The following is a 15,262-nucleotide window of genomic DNA, read 5'->3' as shown; positions in this document are numbered from 1 at the left end:
CCCTAATTCACAATTATTTAACACTGTTAAACGATCTAATTACGTTATGAAATCAATACTTATATTTTCCGCCATGTTTTTATTGGCTTGTTCCAATAAAACCCCTCAGGCTGCAGCACCTGCACCGCCTGCCTTACCTGTTGCCAGCGTTGTTTCTGGTACAGAAACTACATTTCAAGAGTACCCTGCATCTATCGAAGGTTCTGTAAATGTTGAAGTTAGACCACAAGTTAGTGGTACCTTAGAAAAAGTATATGTTGATGAAGGGGCTTATGTAAAAGCCGGACAGCCTATATTTAAAATAAACGATCAACCATACAGGGCTTCATTAAACAATGCCCTTGCAGCTCAGCATTCAGCCGAGGCAAGTTTAATAAACGCCCAGTTAGAGGTTGAACGCTTAACATCTCTGGTACAGAACAAAGTAATCTCAGATTTTCAATTAAAATCTGCTAAAGCTACTGCGCTTGTTGCCAAAGCAAATATTGAACAAGCTAAAGCAAATGTTTCAACTGCATCAATAAACTTAGGTTATACCTTAATTAAAGCCCCGGTTAGCGGTTACATTGGCAGGTTAATTAAAAAACAGGGAAGCCTTGTTGCACCTGTTGATGCTGAGGCGCTTACCCAATTATCTGATGTACACGATGTACACGTATATTTTGCACTTGGCGAAAAGGATTTTGTGAATTTTAAAGATCAATATCCAGGTCAAACCTTAAGCGATAAACTTAAACAGCTTCCTGCAGTTTCATTGATTTTAGCTGATGATACCGAATACGGTACCAAAGGAAGAGTTGATGTTATTGATGGCCAGTTTGATAAAAATACAGGTGCAATTACTGTTAGGGCAAAATTTGCTAACCCACTGGGCTTATTAAGATCTGGCAATACAGGTAGAATCCGTTTGAGTTTGCAACACAACAACACGCTTGTAGTTCCTCAGTCGGCAACTATTGAAGTGCAGGACAAAATATTTGTTTATGCCCTTGCCGACAGCAATAAAGTTAAAAAACAAGCGATTAACGTTATTGGCAAAACAGGTACCAACTATCTGGTAAAAGATGGTGTTAAAGCCGGTGATCAGATTGTGTTAAGCGGGTTAGACCGCCTGCAGGAAGGTGCAGTGATTGCACCACAGAAAGCAACAGATAAAGTTGCTAAAAACTAATTACCCAATTAAATAAAAAACAATCATGTTCAAAATATTTATACAAAGGCCCGTATTAGCTACAGTAATCTCCATATTATTGGTGATACTGGGGGTGCTAAGCCTTACCAAATTGCCGTTACAGCAGTTTCCAGACATTGCGCCACCATCAGTACTGGTAACTGCTAATTATCCTGGCGCAAATGCCGAGACCGTACTTCGTTCGGTAGCCCCGTCACTCGAAGAGTCTATCAACGGTGTCGAAAACATGAGCTATATGAGTTCAACAGCCAGTAATGATGGTACATTGGCTATTACAGTTTACTTTAAGTTGGGTACCGATCCTGATCAGGCCGCTGTAAACGTACAAAACCGTGTGGCACAGGCTACTAGTCAGCTGCCGACAGAGGTAGTACAGCAAGGTATTATTACTGCCAAACAACAAAATAGCTTTATTATGGCTATTGGTATGTATACCGAAGATGAGTCCAAATACGATCAAACTTTTATTGCCAACTATGCTCAAATCAATATTATACCCGAAATTAAAAGGATTCCGGGTGTTGGTTCGGCCAGTATATTTGGCGGTGTAAAGGATTACTCTATGCGTATATGGCTTAATCCAACTCAGATGGCTTCTTATCATATTACGCCTAACGAGGTAATGTCTGCTATACAAGATAAGAGTTTGGAAGCTGCACCGGGTCGTTTTGGTGAAAGAAGTAACGAGGTTTTTGAGTATGTTATTAAATATAAAGGCAAGCTTACAAAACCTGAAGAGTACGAAAACATTGCTATCCGCGCAAATGAAGATGGTTCTACACTACGTTTAAAAGATGTAGGCAGGGTAGAGTTTGGTGCATATTCTTATAACAGTCTTACCCGCCTGAATGGTAAAAAGGGTGTTGTTTTAGGTATTATACAATTAGCCGGTTCTAATGCCAACGAGATCCAGATTGAGATAAACAAGTTGATGGAAAAAGCGGCTAAGGACTTTCCACAAGGCGTTAAACACAATATTTTTTACAGTACAAAAGTTGCCTTAGATCAGTCAATTGAACAGGTACAGCACACACTTATTGAAGCATTTATTTTAGTGTTTATTGTTGTGTTTATCTTCCTTCAGGACTTTAGGTCGACCTTAATTCCTGCTATTGCAGTTCCTGTAGCCATTTTGGGTACATTCTTCTTTATGCAGTTGTTTGGGTTCTCTATTAACTTATTAACCTTGTTTGCCCTTGTTTTGGCCATTGGTATTGTGGTAGATGATGCCATTGTGGTGGTAGAGGCTGTGCACGCCAAGATGGAACATAAGCGAATTGGTGCAAAACAGGCTACTGCCGAAGCGATGCATGAAATTAGCGGTGCCATCGTATCAATTACCCTGGTAATGTCGGCCGTGTTTTTACCTGTAGGTTTCCTTGAGGGTTCAACCGGGGTATTTTACAGACAATTTGCCTTTACCATGGCAACAGCCATTATCATATCGGCTATTAATGCCTTAACCTTAAGTCCGGCATTGGCAGCATTGTTCTTAAAAGATAACCATGCAGGTCATTCAGATGAACCTAAAAAAGGATTTAAAGAAAAATTCTTTGCAGGCTTTAACAGAAGTTTTAACTCGATGACCGATAGGTATATAGGTGGTTTAAAATTCCTGATCAAGAACAAAGCTGTTAGTTTAATTGGTCTGGCAATTATTGTTTTAGCCACAGTGTGGATGGTACAAAAAACACCTACCGGATTTATACCAACAGAAGATCAGGGCTTTGTGGCCATTGCAGTAAATACACCATCGGGAACTTCGTTAGATGGAACTTCGAAAGTAATGAAACAAGCCGAGGCTGAGTTGGGTGCACTGGATGCATCAAGATTTGTTACCTCAATTACAGGGTTTAACTTGCTTACCTCATCAACAAGTCCATCATCGGCAGTTGTGTTTGTGTTGTTAAAACCAGCTAAAGAAAGAGGTAAAATACAGGATATTAATGAAATTATGAACCTTATACGAGGTAAACTAGGTGCCATAAGCGGTGGTAGTTTCTTCGTGTTCAGTTTCCCTACAGTTCCTGGTTTCAGTAACGTAGAGGCATTGGATCTTGTATTGCAGGATAAAACCGGTGGTAAGCTTGATAAGTTTAGCGGTATAGCTAATGGTTTTATTGGTGAATTAATGAAACGTAAGGAAATTGCTGTTGCATTTACCACATTTAAAGCTGATTACCCACAATTACAACTTGAGGTAAACGACGAGAAAGCAAACCAGCTTGGTGTAAATGTTCGTGATATTTTACAAACCATGCAGGCTTATTTTGGTAGTGCACAGGCATCAGATTTTAACCGTTTTGGTAAGTACTACCGTGTATTGGTTCAGGCTGATATTGCCGATAGGGCAGATCCAAGTGCTATTGACCGTGTATTTGTTAAAAACAAAAGCGGAGAGATGGTACCAATAAAAACATTGGTAAAATTAACCCGTGTTTATGGTTCTGAAACTGCATCACGTTATAATTTGTTCAACTCTATTCAGGTTAATGCCATTCCTAAACCAGGGTTTAGTTCCGGTGATGCAATTAATGCCATCCAGGAAGTTGCAAAAGAGCAATTGCCTGCCGGATATGGTTTTGAATTTTCTGGACAAACCAGAGAGGAGATCTCATCAAGCGGACAATCTACTATAGTATTTATTTTATGTTTGGTGTTTGTATATTTCTTACTGGCAGCCCAATATGAAAGCTATATTTTACCATTAGCGGTAATACTATCTATTCCAACAGGGGTATTAGGTGTGTTTTTTGTAATCGGTTTAACCGGTATCGAAAATAACATTTATGTACAGGTAGCACTGATTATGCTTATTGGTTTGCTCGCTAAAAATGCCATATTAATTGTGGAGTTTGCTGTGCAGCGCAGAAAAGCAGGTCTTACGTTGGTAAGTGCTGCAATTGAGGCTGCAAAGTTAAGGCTGCGTCCTATTCTAATGACATCATTAGCGTTTGTTGTAGGTTTGTTCCCAATGAGTATTGCTACAGGGCCATCGGCACAAGGTAACCACTCTATCAGTATTGGTGCAGCAGGAGGGATGGTTTCGGGAGTTGTTCTAGGATTATTCCTTATCCCGGTTCTCTTTGTTATTTTCCAGCACCTGCAGGAAAAGATATCAAGCAAACCTGCTATTATTAGTGATGCACAAGACACCAATGGTGTTAAGGTTAAACCAGAATCAGAAATTATCTATTCTTAAGGTATTGGCCATTAATTAAAATATAAATAACAGATACTCATGAAAAAGTATATAAATACATTGGCTCCGTTCCTAATTTTAGTAATACTTGCCGGATGTAAAGTTTCTAAAGATGTAGCCATACCAAAGGCTGCAATTCCTGAATCGTTCAGGAATGCCAGTACTGCTGATACAAGTAGTATTGGCAGTATTTCAGTAAAGGATTTCTTTACTGAAGAGGGTGTACAAAGACTGATAGACACTGCATTATTAAGAAATTATGATATGCAGATTGCCTTAAAAAATATTGAATCGGCAGAGGTATTGTTTAAACAATCTAAACTGGGCAATATTCCGGAACTGACTTTGCAGGTAACTGCAAATGCCAATCGCCCGTCTGATAATAGTTTAAATGGATTAAGTGCTGGTCAGTTTTTAAAAACCAATGTTATTCAGGATTACAATGCTAACCTGGGTTTGGCTTGGGAAGCCGATATATGGGGTAAAATAAAAAGCCGTAAACAGGCAGCCCTTGCAACATATCTGCAAACTGCCGAGGCCAGAAAGGCTATTCAAACAAGAGTGATAGCAAATGTTGCCCAAGGCTATTACAGATTGTTAATGATGGATGCCCAAATGGCTGTAGCTAAAAAGAATCTATTGTTAAACGACAGTACATTGCGTATTATACATATGCAGTTTGATGCCGGACAGGTAACTTCTTTGGCTATACAACAGGCAGAAGCTCAGCAACTGGTAGCTGCACAATTGATTCCTGAACTTGAACAAAACATTACCATTCAGGAAAATGCATTGCGCATCCTTACCGGTCAGTTGCCTGGTGCGGTTGAGCGTTTAGCTACGCTCGAAAAAACAAGTATTCCAACACAATTGCCTGCAGGTATTCCTTCGGCAATGGTTAGTAGAAGACCCGATGTGAAAAGTGCTGAATTGTCTTTAAATGTTGCCAATGCAAAGGTTGGAATTGCTAAAGCCAGCATGTATCCATCATTAAGTATTACTGCAAGCGGTGGCCTTAATTCGTTTAAAGCCAGCAACTGGTTTAATATTCCTGCATCATTATTTGGTGTTGTAGCCGGCGGGGTTACCCAACCTATATTTCAGCGCAAGCAATTGAAAAGCCAGTATGAAATTGCCAAAATAGATCGCGAAAAGGTAGTGCTTGAATTCAGACAATCTGTTCTTAATGCTGTAGGCGAGGTATCTGATGAGTTGGTTAAAATTGAGAAGCTAAAACTGCAATACGATATTTCTGCTAAACGGGTAACTACATTACACGAGGCTGTAAAAAATGCCAACCTATTGTTTAAAAATGGAATGGCAAGCTATTTAGAAGTAATTACAGCTCAAAGTAATTCGTTGCAAAGCGAACTTGAACTGGCAGCTATTAAAACTGCGCAGCTAAATGCATCAGTAGAATTGTACCGTTCTCTTGGAGGCGGAATATAAGAGTATGATTATAAAAGGTGTATCATAAATACGATCGTATTTATGATACACCTTTTATAATTATATAAAGCTAATTAAATATTCAGTGTAGAATCTTGATAGCTGGTTGTATCTTGTTGATCAAAATTGCTGGCAAATGCCGCCGCCATATGTTCATCAAGATATCTGGACGTATATCTCTGATCGGTAACGTTTATAAACAATACCGTTTTTCCCTCGATAGTGTTAATTACCAGATTCGATAGTTCAGCTGGTACGGCAGGGCAGCCCTGACTGCGTCCGAGCCTCCCTAAGGCATTAATAGTACCCTGGCTAACATAGTCAGCACCATGCACTACAATAGATCTTCTGCGGGCATTAGAATTAAATCCCTCATCCATACCATCCAGACGCAGGGAACGACCATGTTGTCCGCGATAAACCTCGGCAGTAAGGTAAAAGCCTATGCTACTCTGAAAAGAATCGCTAGAGTTCGAAAAACGGGTAGCTTTATCAGCTCCGCTACGTTGTCCGTGAGCAACCCAGGTATTTAAAATTAATTTCTTTTTATCCAGATCAATAATCCAAAGTCTTTTCTGAGTACTGTTTTTATCAAAATCAGCTATTGAAAGAATGGATTTATCTTCTGAAACTTTACCAGACTTTTTTAGGTTATAATAGCCGGTTAGTGCTTTTTCAAAAACAGCCTGGCTTAAACCTGTATACTCCAGATTTATTTCGTTGTAAAGATTGTTTACATGACTGTTATATAAACTGTCAGTAGTGATTTTGGCAACACTTATCTGCTCTAATGGCTTGGCAGGTGTTCCACCATCAATAATTGTTAAAGAAAGGCTGAGCGCTAACATCGATACTCCCCCCAAAATGCATTTCATCATAAAAATTTACTCCCCCGATATGTTATAAAATTGCGCTAACTAGCTTGTGTTTCTTCAAATACAGTCGTTTAGATATTTTCAAACATAATAAAAATAAAATAGTATTAATACATTGAAAATGATTCTATTACGTTTTTATGACTTAAAAATCGAGTAAAAACATGTTGCCAAATTCATACATTCGCTAATATTAATTGGCCAAAAAAGTATAAAATGATCGACTTTGATTTTACTGCAAACTATATTTTGGAAGATGAAATAGCGCTTCTAAGGCCTTTAGAGGAGGCTGATATAGTTCACTTATTGCAATTTGCCCATCAGCCTGATATATGGCGTTTTTCTACCCAAAAAGGCGATACGGAAGTTGCATTAAAAAAGTATCTGGAATTGGCTATTGAGGCAAGAACAGCTCAAAAAGAATATCCGTTTGTTATTATAGATAAAAGAACCAACGCTTATGCCGGATCATCAAGGTTTTACGATGTAAAGCCCAATCAGCATAATTTAACGCTGGGGTATACCTGGTATGGGCAGCAGTTTCATGGAACGGGCTTAAATAAGCACTGTAAGTATTTATTGTTTGATTTTGCTTTTGGCAATGGATTTGAACGTGTAGAATTTGCAGCAGATACTACCAATTTAAGAAGTGTTGCTGCCATGAAGAGTATTGGCTGCACTGAAGAGGGTGTTTTAAGAAGTAATATTATCCGCCTTGATGGCAGCAGAAGAGATACCATTGTTTTAAGCATGTTAAAAGATGAGTGGGAAAATAATTTAAGACAAAAACTTGAAAATAAATTATGATAGAAAGCGGTCTTTTTCAAATAGATGATGAAACCCCCTGGGAAGATTTGGGGAATGGAATTAAAAGACAGGTTTTTGGTTACAATGACCAAATTATGCTTGTAAAGGCAAAGTTTGAAGTTGGTGCGGTTGGCGATTTACATGAACACCATCATACGCAGGTAACTTATGTAGATAGCGGTGCATTTGAAATGACCATAGGGGCCGAGGTACGTATTATTAGAAAAGGCGATGGTTATTATGTACCACCCCATGTTCTTCATGGTTGTGTTTGCTTGGAAGCTGGTATTTTAATAGATGCATTTACGCCTCACAGAGAAGATTTTTTATAAGAAGAGGGGTTATTTAACCCCTCCGAATGCTGCAAAGCATAAATTTTTGTGAAGTACCTCTGTATCTTTAAAACCAACTTTTTGCATTAAATTAAGCTGATAGTTTATTGATCTGGGGGTATCCTCGTAATCGATGTAATCGAACACTTTCTGACGAAAATCTGCACCGCCTAACGATTCCAGATAATTGCCGTATTTTTTTTGAAATAAGCTATTTAATGGTTCACTATCGTGTGTAACTAAATCTGAGATCCATAAACAGCCACCTGGTTTTAGAGATTTGTAAAAGTTAGAAAAAACCAATTCCCAGTCTTCGTCTGTTCTTAAATGATGTAAAGTGGCTGCTGCAAGTATAATATCATATTTCTCTGCCTGTAAATCAAGCTCCTTCATGTCTAGCTGAACGGTAGTTACCGTACCGTTAGTTTGAGCTGATACCCTTTGTTTGGCCCGCTCTAGCATTGGTAAGCTCAGATCATTTAGCGTACAATTCAGATTTGGGATCTTGCTAAGCATTTTTAGGGTATAATTACCGGCTCCACAACCAATATCTAAAAGCTCTGTGGCATTGGGAACAATATATTTTGCTGCCTCTGTACAAAGCTCCATGGTTAGTGGTGCATCTAAAGTTGTTTGCTGACCTGTGTTGAGGTTCGAAAAACGTTCTACATCGTTATCAAATCTCTCTTTAATTTCTTCATTGGTTGCTTTACTGGAATAATCTGTTTTCATTTTTAGGAATTCTATTCCTTCAAAATTAGTATTGTTTGGGGTATTTGAAGGGTGCTAATGGCATCTTAATGTCATTAAAAACATTTTTTTAAAGGGATAGGGGTAAACACAGAATGAGTTGTCATACTATCAAATCACAAAAAAATAAACAACTATTTTAACAACACAGACAAGTATGAAAACAAACAAGTTCTATTTAATGATTGCAATAATCATGGTAAGTATTTCAGTAAAAGCGCAACAATCTGGTGTTAATTTTGGACTAAAAGCCGGAATTAATTATGCAACATTGCCAACCAGTTTTAAAGAAGTAAAAGAGAAGGAAGGTAAAGCGGGTTATAATATTGGTGTTTTTGCCCGAGTTGGCGATGCATTGTATTTTCAGCCGGAGTTAAATTATACTGCCTTTAAAAGCGAGTATTCTTACAATTCAAAAGTATACACCCCTAAATTTAAACAGGTTAATATCCCTTTAATGGTAGGTTACAAAATCATTAATACAGAGGCATTGAACTTTAGAATATCTGCAGGGCCTGATTTAAGTTATTCTCTAAATAAAGCCGCCGGACCAGCCCAGTTCGATTATAAAAAGTTTACAGCCGGTGGTGTAGTTAATGCAGGTGTTGATATAGGGAGTTTAACTATTGATGCCAGATACAGCAGGGGGCTAACAAAGATTAATAAAGGCCTTGATGAGAAAACAGGGATATTTAATCTTTCAGTAGGTTTTAAAATATTCTAATATCGACAGTAGCACCTGCCTTTATCTTGCCTTTGGGGTGCTTAAGGGTCAACTAAATATTACCATAATACGCAGTTGACCCTTAAGCACCCCAAGAGCAAAGTAAAGCCATAGTAGAAGAAGAAGAAGATGCAATCTACTATGAAAAAATTTGTTAAATTAAAAGATTTACCCGTATTTGTATAGTTAATCTGGTATATCAATTTTAACTATATGCGCTCTAAATTTTTACTTGCGATAGCCCTCGTAATGAGTTGTATTTCTGTTTTTTCTCAGAAAAAAATAGCTGATAATATGTATTTCAAGAAATTACCAAACGGACTTGAAATATTAGTGGTTACTGACAATACTGTTCCCCTTGCTACAATTGAAATGGCTTGCAGAAACGGATCGTTTACAGAGTCTGATGACTACAATGGGTTAAGCCATCTTTATGAGCATTTGTTCTTTAAAGCAAATAAGGATTATCCAAATTTCGAAAGCTTTACCAAGAGAAGCAATGAGCTTGAAATTACCTCGAATGCAAATACCAGAGAGGAGGTTGTAAACTATTATTTTACGCTTCCTTCAGCTAACCTGAAACCGGGTTTAAAGTTTATGAACTCAGCCATTCGATACCCTATATTTATTAAGGAAGATATGGCAATGGAAAATGAAATTGTAAATGCTGAGTTTACTAGACAAGAGTCGAGCCCGATTTTTCCTTTAATTGATGCCGACAAAAGGCACATGTGGGGAGATAATTATTCAAGAAAGAATGTTATTGGAAATCATGATGTAATCCTATCGGCAACGCCCTCAAAAATGGATTCAATAAAGAATAAATACTACTGGCCTAACAATTCGGTTCTGGTAATTGCGGGTGATGTAAAAGTAAACGAGGCATTTAAAAGTGCCGAAGAAATATTTGGCAGCTGGAAGGCGTCGCCATTTGATCCATTCAAAAAGTGGCCTATCCCAGAATTTAAGCCACTCACTAAAAATGATTATTACATAATCGAATCGACCACAATGCCTGTGCCTTATATGCTTTTTAGCTGGCATGGACCAGATACACGTAATGATATTCCGGCCACTTATGCGGCCGATGTGTTTTCATTTATTGTAAATCAGAATGGGTCAAAACTTAAAAAAGCTTTAATCAATTCCGGATTAGCGCAAGAAGCAAGCGTAAATTACTATACACAGAAGTACACTGGGCCAATTAGTTTTATGGTAAGCCCTAATCCGGCCAAAATTAAGGAATGTTATGAAGAAGTGCTAAAGCAGATTGCACTATGGGATGAGGATGATTACCTGTCGGAAGTTCAGATTGAACGTGCAAAACGATTACTTTCTATATCTCAGGTCGAACGCAGGGAAGTAACTTCAGATTATGCCCATTTGCTCTCTTTCTGGTGGGCATCGGCCTCCGTTGATTACTATACCCATTACGAAGAAAATTTGAATAAGATAACCCGGGCCGATTTGCTTAATTACGTGCGCAAATACATTAAAGGTAAACCTTTTTGTGCAGGCATGATTATCAATAAAAACAGTGTTGACGCTGTAAAACCTCAAGAATTCTTCAAATAAAATCTCTGAACTGATGAAATCATATATATTAACTTTCATTTTTGCTTTATTTCTTTTTTCAGCTAAATCTCAAACCAAGGCTGTATCATTTGATGTGAATGGTTTAAAGGTAATTTTAAGGCCTACCCAAAAAGAAACCATCAGTATGAGTATGTATTTTAGGGGAGGGGTAATGAATTATAGTCCGGCGCAGGCAGGTATAGAAAACCTTGCGCTGTCCGCAGCAGCCTCGTGTGGTACAAAGAATTATAGTGTTGATGATTATAAGGAACTGGCAGATGAGTATGGTATTGATATAGGAGGATCGTCTGGAACCGACTACGGAACAATTAGTATGAACTGTATTTCGAAGTATTTTGATCAGGGCTGGAAGTTGTTTTCTGATGCTGTAGCCAATCCGATTTTTGATAAGACAGAGTTTCAGTCCACTAAAGAAAAAATCATTTCAGGTATTTATCAGATTCATGCCTCTCCGGAGTCGCGGATTGATCAAATGTCTATGGAGGCAATATTTAAGGATAGCCAGTATAGTACCGACCCTAAGGGTAAAGATTTAACGGTTAATGGTTTTACGGCGGATAGTGTTGCTAACTATTACCATAAAGAACTGTTAAATAAAAGCAAAATGTTTTTAGTTGTAGCTGGTAAAATAACTAAAGAAGACCTGGAGAAAAGGATAGCTGAGGCGTTTAAAGGAATTGTTGCTAAACAGTATATTCCAAATATTCCTATTAGAACGACAATTGAAGGGGAGCGTTTGGTTACCGAACAAAGAGATCTGGCTACAAACTACATAAGCTGTGTTATGAATGCTCCGATGATGAGTAGCCCTGATTACGCGCCCTTTATGCTTGCCATAAATGCTTTGAGTGGTAATTTACATTATGAGTTACGTGTAAAACAAGGTCTTTCTTACGCTCCGGGAGCTACTATAAAAATGCAGCAGTTACCTTATACATCAATGTATGTAAGCACTACGCAGCCCAAAAAGTCGTTTCAGGCAATGGTAGCCGTTTATAATAGTATTAAGAGCGGACGTTACAGTCAGACTTTTCTAGATGGGATTAAAAAAGACCATCGTTTAAGGTATTACAGGCATCAGGAAAGCTCAAGTTCTATTGTTGAGGATCTTGGTGAGGCTGAAATATTAGGCGGTTATAAGCTGGAAGAAGACATGCTTAGTAATATTGACAAAGTAACGCTTGAACAGATACGCGAAGCCTTTGCAAAGTATGCAAAGGGTGGAATTTGGTTATATCTGGGTGATGAGCAATTGGGTAGGCAGGCTTTTCAATAGGTTTTAGCTATAGTTTTACCCAGATACCAGCAAATCCAGCTAAAAAAAGGAGCGGCAATAACATCGGCAGTATAGTGTACATGCTGTACAAGCAGTAATATGCCAACAATTACAGCGGCCGTAAAGGATATGATTTTATCTCTTTTTCTTTGCATACATAAGCCACCAATAACTAAAGTAGCGGTATGGCCCGAAAAGAAAAGGTCTTTCGTTATTACATTTGATCTGTAAAAGAGAATGGAACAAGGATCGGCCAGTTCTATAATACCTGTTGGAGCATTAAGAGGTACCAATGTAATGGTTAAAATGCGGGCACTGCATAAAAATATGAATGTCCACAGTGCAGTTAAGCAGATAGATGTATTTGTTGACATCCTGATCAGGAACAGGATAATCAATGCGTAAAGTATGATAAATATGTAGAGGGAAACATCAACAGCAGGTATTCTTTTCAATACCCAGTCGTTTAATATGACACCTTCTCTTAATTCTATGTGATGAAAAAACTGCGGTATAAATAATAATATTCCTATAAGTATAATTGTTCCTAGTATTAGTTTTAACCTAAATGGTGGATAATCCCAGGCAATTTGCCAGGAGAATTGTTTAGAATGCATTATTTAATCTAAGTTTTGTTATTTTTTTATAAAAAGTATGTCTTAATTACCCCCTAATATTGTCGTACGCTGCCTCTCAAAAAAATAGATTATAGCTGTAAGTTAGTAATGTTAAACATACTCAGTAAAAGTGAGAATTTATATACTGTTTACACTAAATTAACACTAAAAAATTAAAATATAAATAGCGGTTACAAAGCGATTAAAAACGGGGCGAAAAAATATTAGAAATTGAGTAAATTTATGTTCACAAAATAAAACTAAAACTTAAAAAACTATGAAAATTGCAGTTATTGTTGTCCGCACCTTGGTAGGCTTGTTGCTATTATTTGGTTCTGTAGCTTATTTTTTTAAGCTTTTTCCGCAGCCGGAACTTCATGGCGATATTAAAACATTTATGTTGGGGGTTAATGCTACCGGCTACCTTATGGACTTTATTAAAGGAACGGAACTTGTTTGTGGACTTGCTTTTATAACAGGCCGTTTTGTAACACTGGCTAATGTTGTGATATTCCCGGTCGCAATAAATATTGTGCTTTTTCATGTTTTTCTGGATCCTACAGGCATTGGGGGCGGTGCATTTTTATTACTAGGGGTTTTATTTTTAGCATGGTATCATCGTAAAAACTACGAATCCTTATTTATTGCAAAATCATTTTAAAATACTTTGCCTAAATGATTGGTGATGGCAATTTTAAATTCATACTTGAACTTTGATGGAGATGCTGAAGCTGCATTTAATTTTTATAAATCGGTATTTGGGGGCGAATTCCTGGCATTAACCCGATTTAAAGAAATTCCTGAGTGTGAACTGATGTCGCCAGAAGACCAGGAAAAGATTATGCATATTTCGCTGCCAATTGGTGATTTAAGCGTATTAATGGCTACAGATATTTTGAGATCATTGGGGCAAACATTAAATCCGGGGAATAATTCTTACATTTCTATAAGTGCTGATACCGAGGAGGAAGCCTTAAGGTTGTTTAAGGGATTATCAACAGATGGTGTGGTTACCATACCACTTGAAAAGTCATTTTGGGGTTCCTTTTTTGGAATGTTTACCGATAAATTCGGAATTCAATGGATGATAAACTATGATTTTAAATAAAAGCAAAAGCCGGGGTTCAATCCGGCTTTTGTTTTTCTCATAGGGAGGTGATTTTGTAATTGATTTTGAGAGGCGTGATTGATATTTTTAATAATTACATTTCAAATTGTAGTGCTGGTTACAAAGTACTAAAGAGGCCTGCACAATTCGCATTTGTATTAACCAAATAGCTAATACAAACTTAATAATTGGATATTTTTTTAACAACTGTGTAAATACGCAGGTAAGTTTTGCAATAAAATATAAGTAAGTATATTTACTGCAACCCAATTGTATTATGAAGAAAATCCTTTCTATAGATGGTGGCGGGATAAGAGGAATTATTCCGGGGATGCTTTTAGTTGCTCTAGAGGAAAAGTTAAAGAAGGAAAGCAAAGATCCGGCAGCAGCTATTGTTGATTATTTTGACTTTTTTGCAGGAACAAGTACGGGTGGTATTTTAACCTGTTTATTGCTTTGCCCTTCTGAGGATCATCCAACCCGACCGCGGTTTTCGGCCAAGGAAGCATTGGATCTGTATCTGGAGCATGGTAATGAAATTTTTAAGATGAGTTTCTTTAAACGCTTAAGGGCAAAATTTGGCCTGGCTGGCGAACGATATAACAGTAAGATTTTTGAGGGGGTACTAAAAAAGTATTTTGGAAAAACCAAACTGAGTCAGCTCATTAAACCTTGTATTATAAGTGCTTATAATATTGAGTTGCGTAAAACTCACTTTTTTAGGCAGCAAAATGCTATTGTACGTGGTGACGTGCGCGATTTTTATTTAAAAGATGTTTGCAGAGCAACTTCGGCAGCCCCCACTTATTTTAGTGTGGCCGAAATACACTCAATAGCTAATGTACGGTATCCATTACTTGATGGGGGAGTGTTTGCTACAAATCCGGCATTAAGTGGTTTGATAGAAGTTACTAAGGCGTTTAACCAAACCAGGATTAATGATATTCATTTACTTTCGTTAGGAACCGGACGCTCTAAAAGATCTTATGATTATGATCATTTTAAAAAGAGCAGTGCTATGGCTATTGTACCTGCCTTAATAGATATTATGATGAGTGGGGTGGCCGAAACCAGTGATTTCTTTTTACAACAGCTTTTTCACTCAGCAGGTAAAGAAAAGAATTATGTACGTATAGAACCCGGAAGTTTGGAAAGTATTAAAGAAGGACTGGACGCGGCCAGTCCGGCGAATATTGAAAAATTAATGGCTCTTGGAGATAAAACCGTAAGTGAAAACGAGAATTTATTAAATCAGATTGCTAAGTTCCTTGTAGAGGAACAAAAGAGATCTGCATCTAAAATGCCCTGGGATTTTTTAAAAGTTGCGCGCTAGT

14 protein-coding genes are annotated in these 15,262 nt (G+C 37.6%); 11 read left to right on the top strand and 3 right to left on the bottom strand.

The window, feature by feature from the left end:
- Positions 1 to 46 precede the first annotated feature (46 nt).
- The 3 genes from CPT03_RS08185 to CPT03_RS08175 are packed head-to-tail and all read left to right on the top strand — an operon-like array spanning position 47 to position 5,843.
- Positions 47 to 1,171, top strand: coding sequence for an efflux RND transporter periplasmic adaptor subunit (locus CPT03_RS08185; protein ID WP_099438397.1), 1,125 nt, complete (start codon positions 47 to 49; stop codon positions 1,169 to 1,171).
- Between the two features lie 25 nt (positions 1,172 to 1,196).
- The gene (locus CPT03_RS08180) at positions 1,197 to 4,394 is read left to right on the top strand and encodes an efflux RND transporter permease subunit (RefSeq protein ID WP_099438396.1); all 3,198 of its coding nucleotides are present in this window, start codon (positions 1,197 to 1,199) and stop codon (positions 4,392 to 4,394) included.
- A gap of 39 nt (positions 4,395 to 4,433) precedes the next feature.
- Positions 4,434 to 5,843, top strand: coding sequence for a TolC family protein (locus CPT03_RS08175; RefSeq protein ID WP_099438395.1), 1,410 nt, complete (start codon positions 4,434 to 4,436; stop codon positions 5,841 to 5,843).
- A gap of 74 nt (positions 5,844 to 5,917) precedes the next feature.
- On the opposite strand, the gene CPT03_RS08170 is transcribed toward CPT03_RS08175, so the two are convergent.
- Positions 5,918 to 6,721, bottom strand: a complete 804-nt coding sequence (locus CPT03_RS08170) for a murein L,D-transpeptidase catalytic domain family protein (protein ID WP_099438394.1) — start codon at positions 6,719 to 6,721, stop codon at positions 5,918 to 5,920.
- A gap of 213 nt (positions 6,722 to 6,934) precedes the next feature.
- Between CPT03_RS08170 and CPT03_RS08165 the strand changes: the two genes are divergently transcribed.
- Positions 6,935 to 7,525 carry a GNAT family N-acetyltransferase gene (locus CPT03_RS08165; protein WP_099438393.1) on the top strand — a complete coding sequence of 197 codons (591 nt, stop codon included), beginning with the start codon at positions 6,935 to 6,937 and terminating at the stop codon, positions 7,523 to 7,525.
- On the top strand, positions 7,522 to 7,857 hold the full coding sequence (locus CPT03_RS08160; protein ID WP_099438392.1) for a cupin domain-containing protein: 336 nt from the start codon (positions 7,522 to 7,524) through the stop codon (positions 7,855 to 7,857). Before CPT03_RS08165 ends, CPT03_RS08160 begins: the two co-directional genes overlap by 4 nt.
- Before the next feature lie 9 nt (positions 7,858 to 7,866).
- Here CPT03_RS08160 and CPT03_RS08155 read toward each other — a convergent pair whose 3' ends face one another.
- Complete coding sequence (locus CPT03_RS08155) at positions 7,867 to 8,589, bottom strand: class I SAM-dependent methyltransferase (RefSeq protein WP_099438391.1); 723 nt, start codon at positions 8,587 to 8,589, stop codon at positions 7,867 to 7,869.
- Positions 8,590 to 8,764: 175 nt separating this feature from the next.
- Here CPT03_RS08155 and CPT03_RS08150 point away from each other — a divergent pair, with 175 nt between their 5' ends.
- The 3 genes from CPT03_RS08150 to CPT03_RS08140 all read left to right on the top strand — a co-directional run bounded on the left by CPT03_RS08150 (position 8,765) and on the right by CPT03_RS08140 (position 12,203).
- Complete coding sequence (locus CPT03_RS08150) at positions 8,765 to 9,331, top strand: porin family protein (RefSeq protein ID WP_099438390.1); 567 nt, start codon at positions 8,765 to 8,767, stop codon at positions 9,329 to 9,331.
- Between the two features lie 213 nt (positions 9,332 to 9,544).
- Complete coding sequence (locus CPT03_RS08145; protein ID WP_099438389.1) at positions 9,545 to 10,906, top strand: M16 family metallopeptidase; 1,362 nt, start codon at positions 9,545 to 9,547, stop codon at positions 10,904 to 10,906.
- 13 nt (positions 10,907 to 10,919) lie between these two features.
- Positions 10,920 to 12,203 carry a M16 family metallopeptidase gene (locus CPT03_RS08140; protein ID WP_099438388.1) on the top strand — a complete coding sequence of 428 codons (1,284 nt, stop codon included), beginning with the start codon at positions 10,920 to 10,922 and terminating at the stop codon, positions 12,201 to 12,203.
- Here the strand turns inward: CPT03_RS08140 and CPT03_RS08135 are convergent.
- Positions 12,197 to 12,820 carry a phosphatase PAP2-related protein gene (locus CPT03_RS08135; protein WP_099438387.1) on the bottom strand — a complete coding sequence of 208 codons (624 nt, stop codon included), beginning with the start codon at positions 12,818 to 12,820 and terminating at the stop codon, positions 12,197 to 12,199. The two genes, CPT03_RS08140 and CPT03_RS08135, sit on opposite strands and share 7 nt — an antisense overlap.
- 277 nt (positions 12,821 to 13,097) lie before the next feature.
- Between CPT03_RS08135 and CPT03_RS08130 the strand changes: the two genes are divergently transcribed.
- From CPT03_RS08130 to CPT03_RS08120, 3 genes are all read left to right on the top strand, one after another.
- Positions 13,098 to 13,481, top strand: a complete 384-nt coding sequence (locus tag CPT03_RS08130; protein ID WP_099438386.1) for a DoxX family protein — start codon at positions 13,098 to 13,100, stop codon at positions 13,479 to 13,481.
- 24 nt (positions 13,482 to 13,505) lie between these two features.
- Entirely contained in the window at positions 13,506 to 13,928 is a 423-nt protein-coding gene (locus tag CPT03_RS08125) for a VOC family protein (RefSeq protein WP_099438385.1), read from the top strand.
- Between the two features lie 277 nt (positions 13,929 to 14,205).
- Positions 14,206 to 15,261 carry a patatin-like phospholipase family protein gene (locus CPT03_RS08120; RefSeq protein ID WP_099438384.1) on the top strand — a complete coding sequence of 352 codons (1,056 nt, stop codon included), beginning with the start codon at positions 14,206 to 14,208 and terminating at the stop codon, positions 15,259 to 15,261.
- The last annotated feature ends 1 nt before the right edge of the window (position 15,262 follow it).

Origin of the sequence: Pedobacter ginsengisoli (assembly GCF_002736205.1) — a bacterium.
GTDB classification, from domain to species: domain Bacteria; phylum Bacteroidota; class Bacteroidia; order Sphingobacteriales; family Sphingobacteriaceae; genus Pedobacter; species Pedobacter ginsengisoli_A.
Note: the sequence above shows the minus strand (reverse complement) of the source record. Positions and strands in the feature narration are given on the sequence as shown.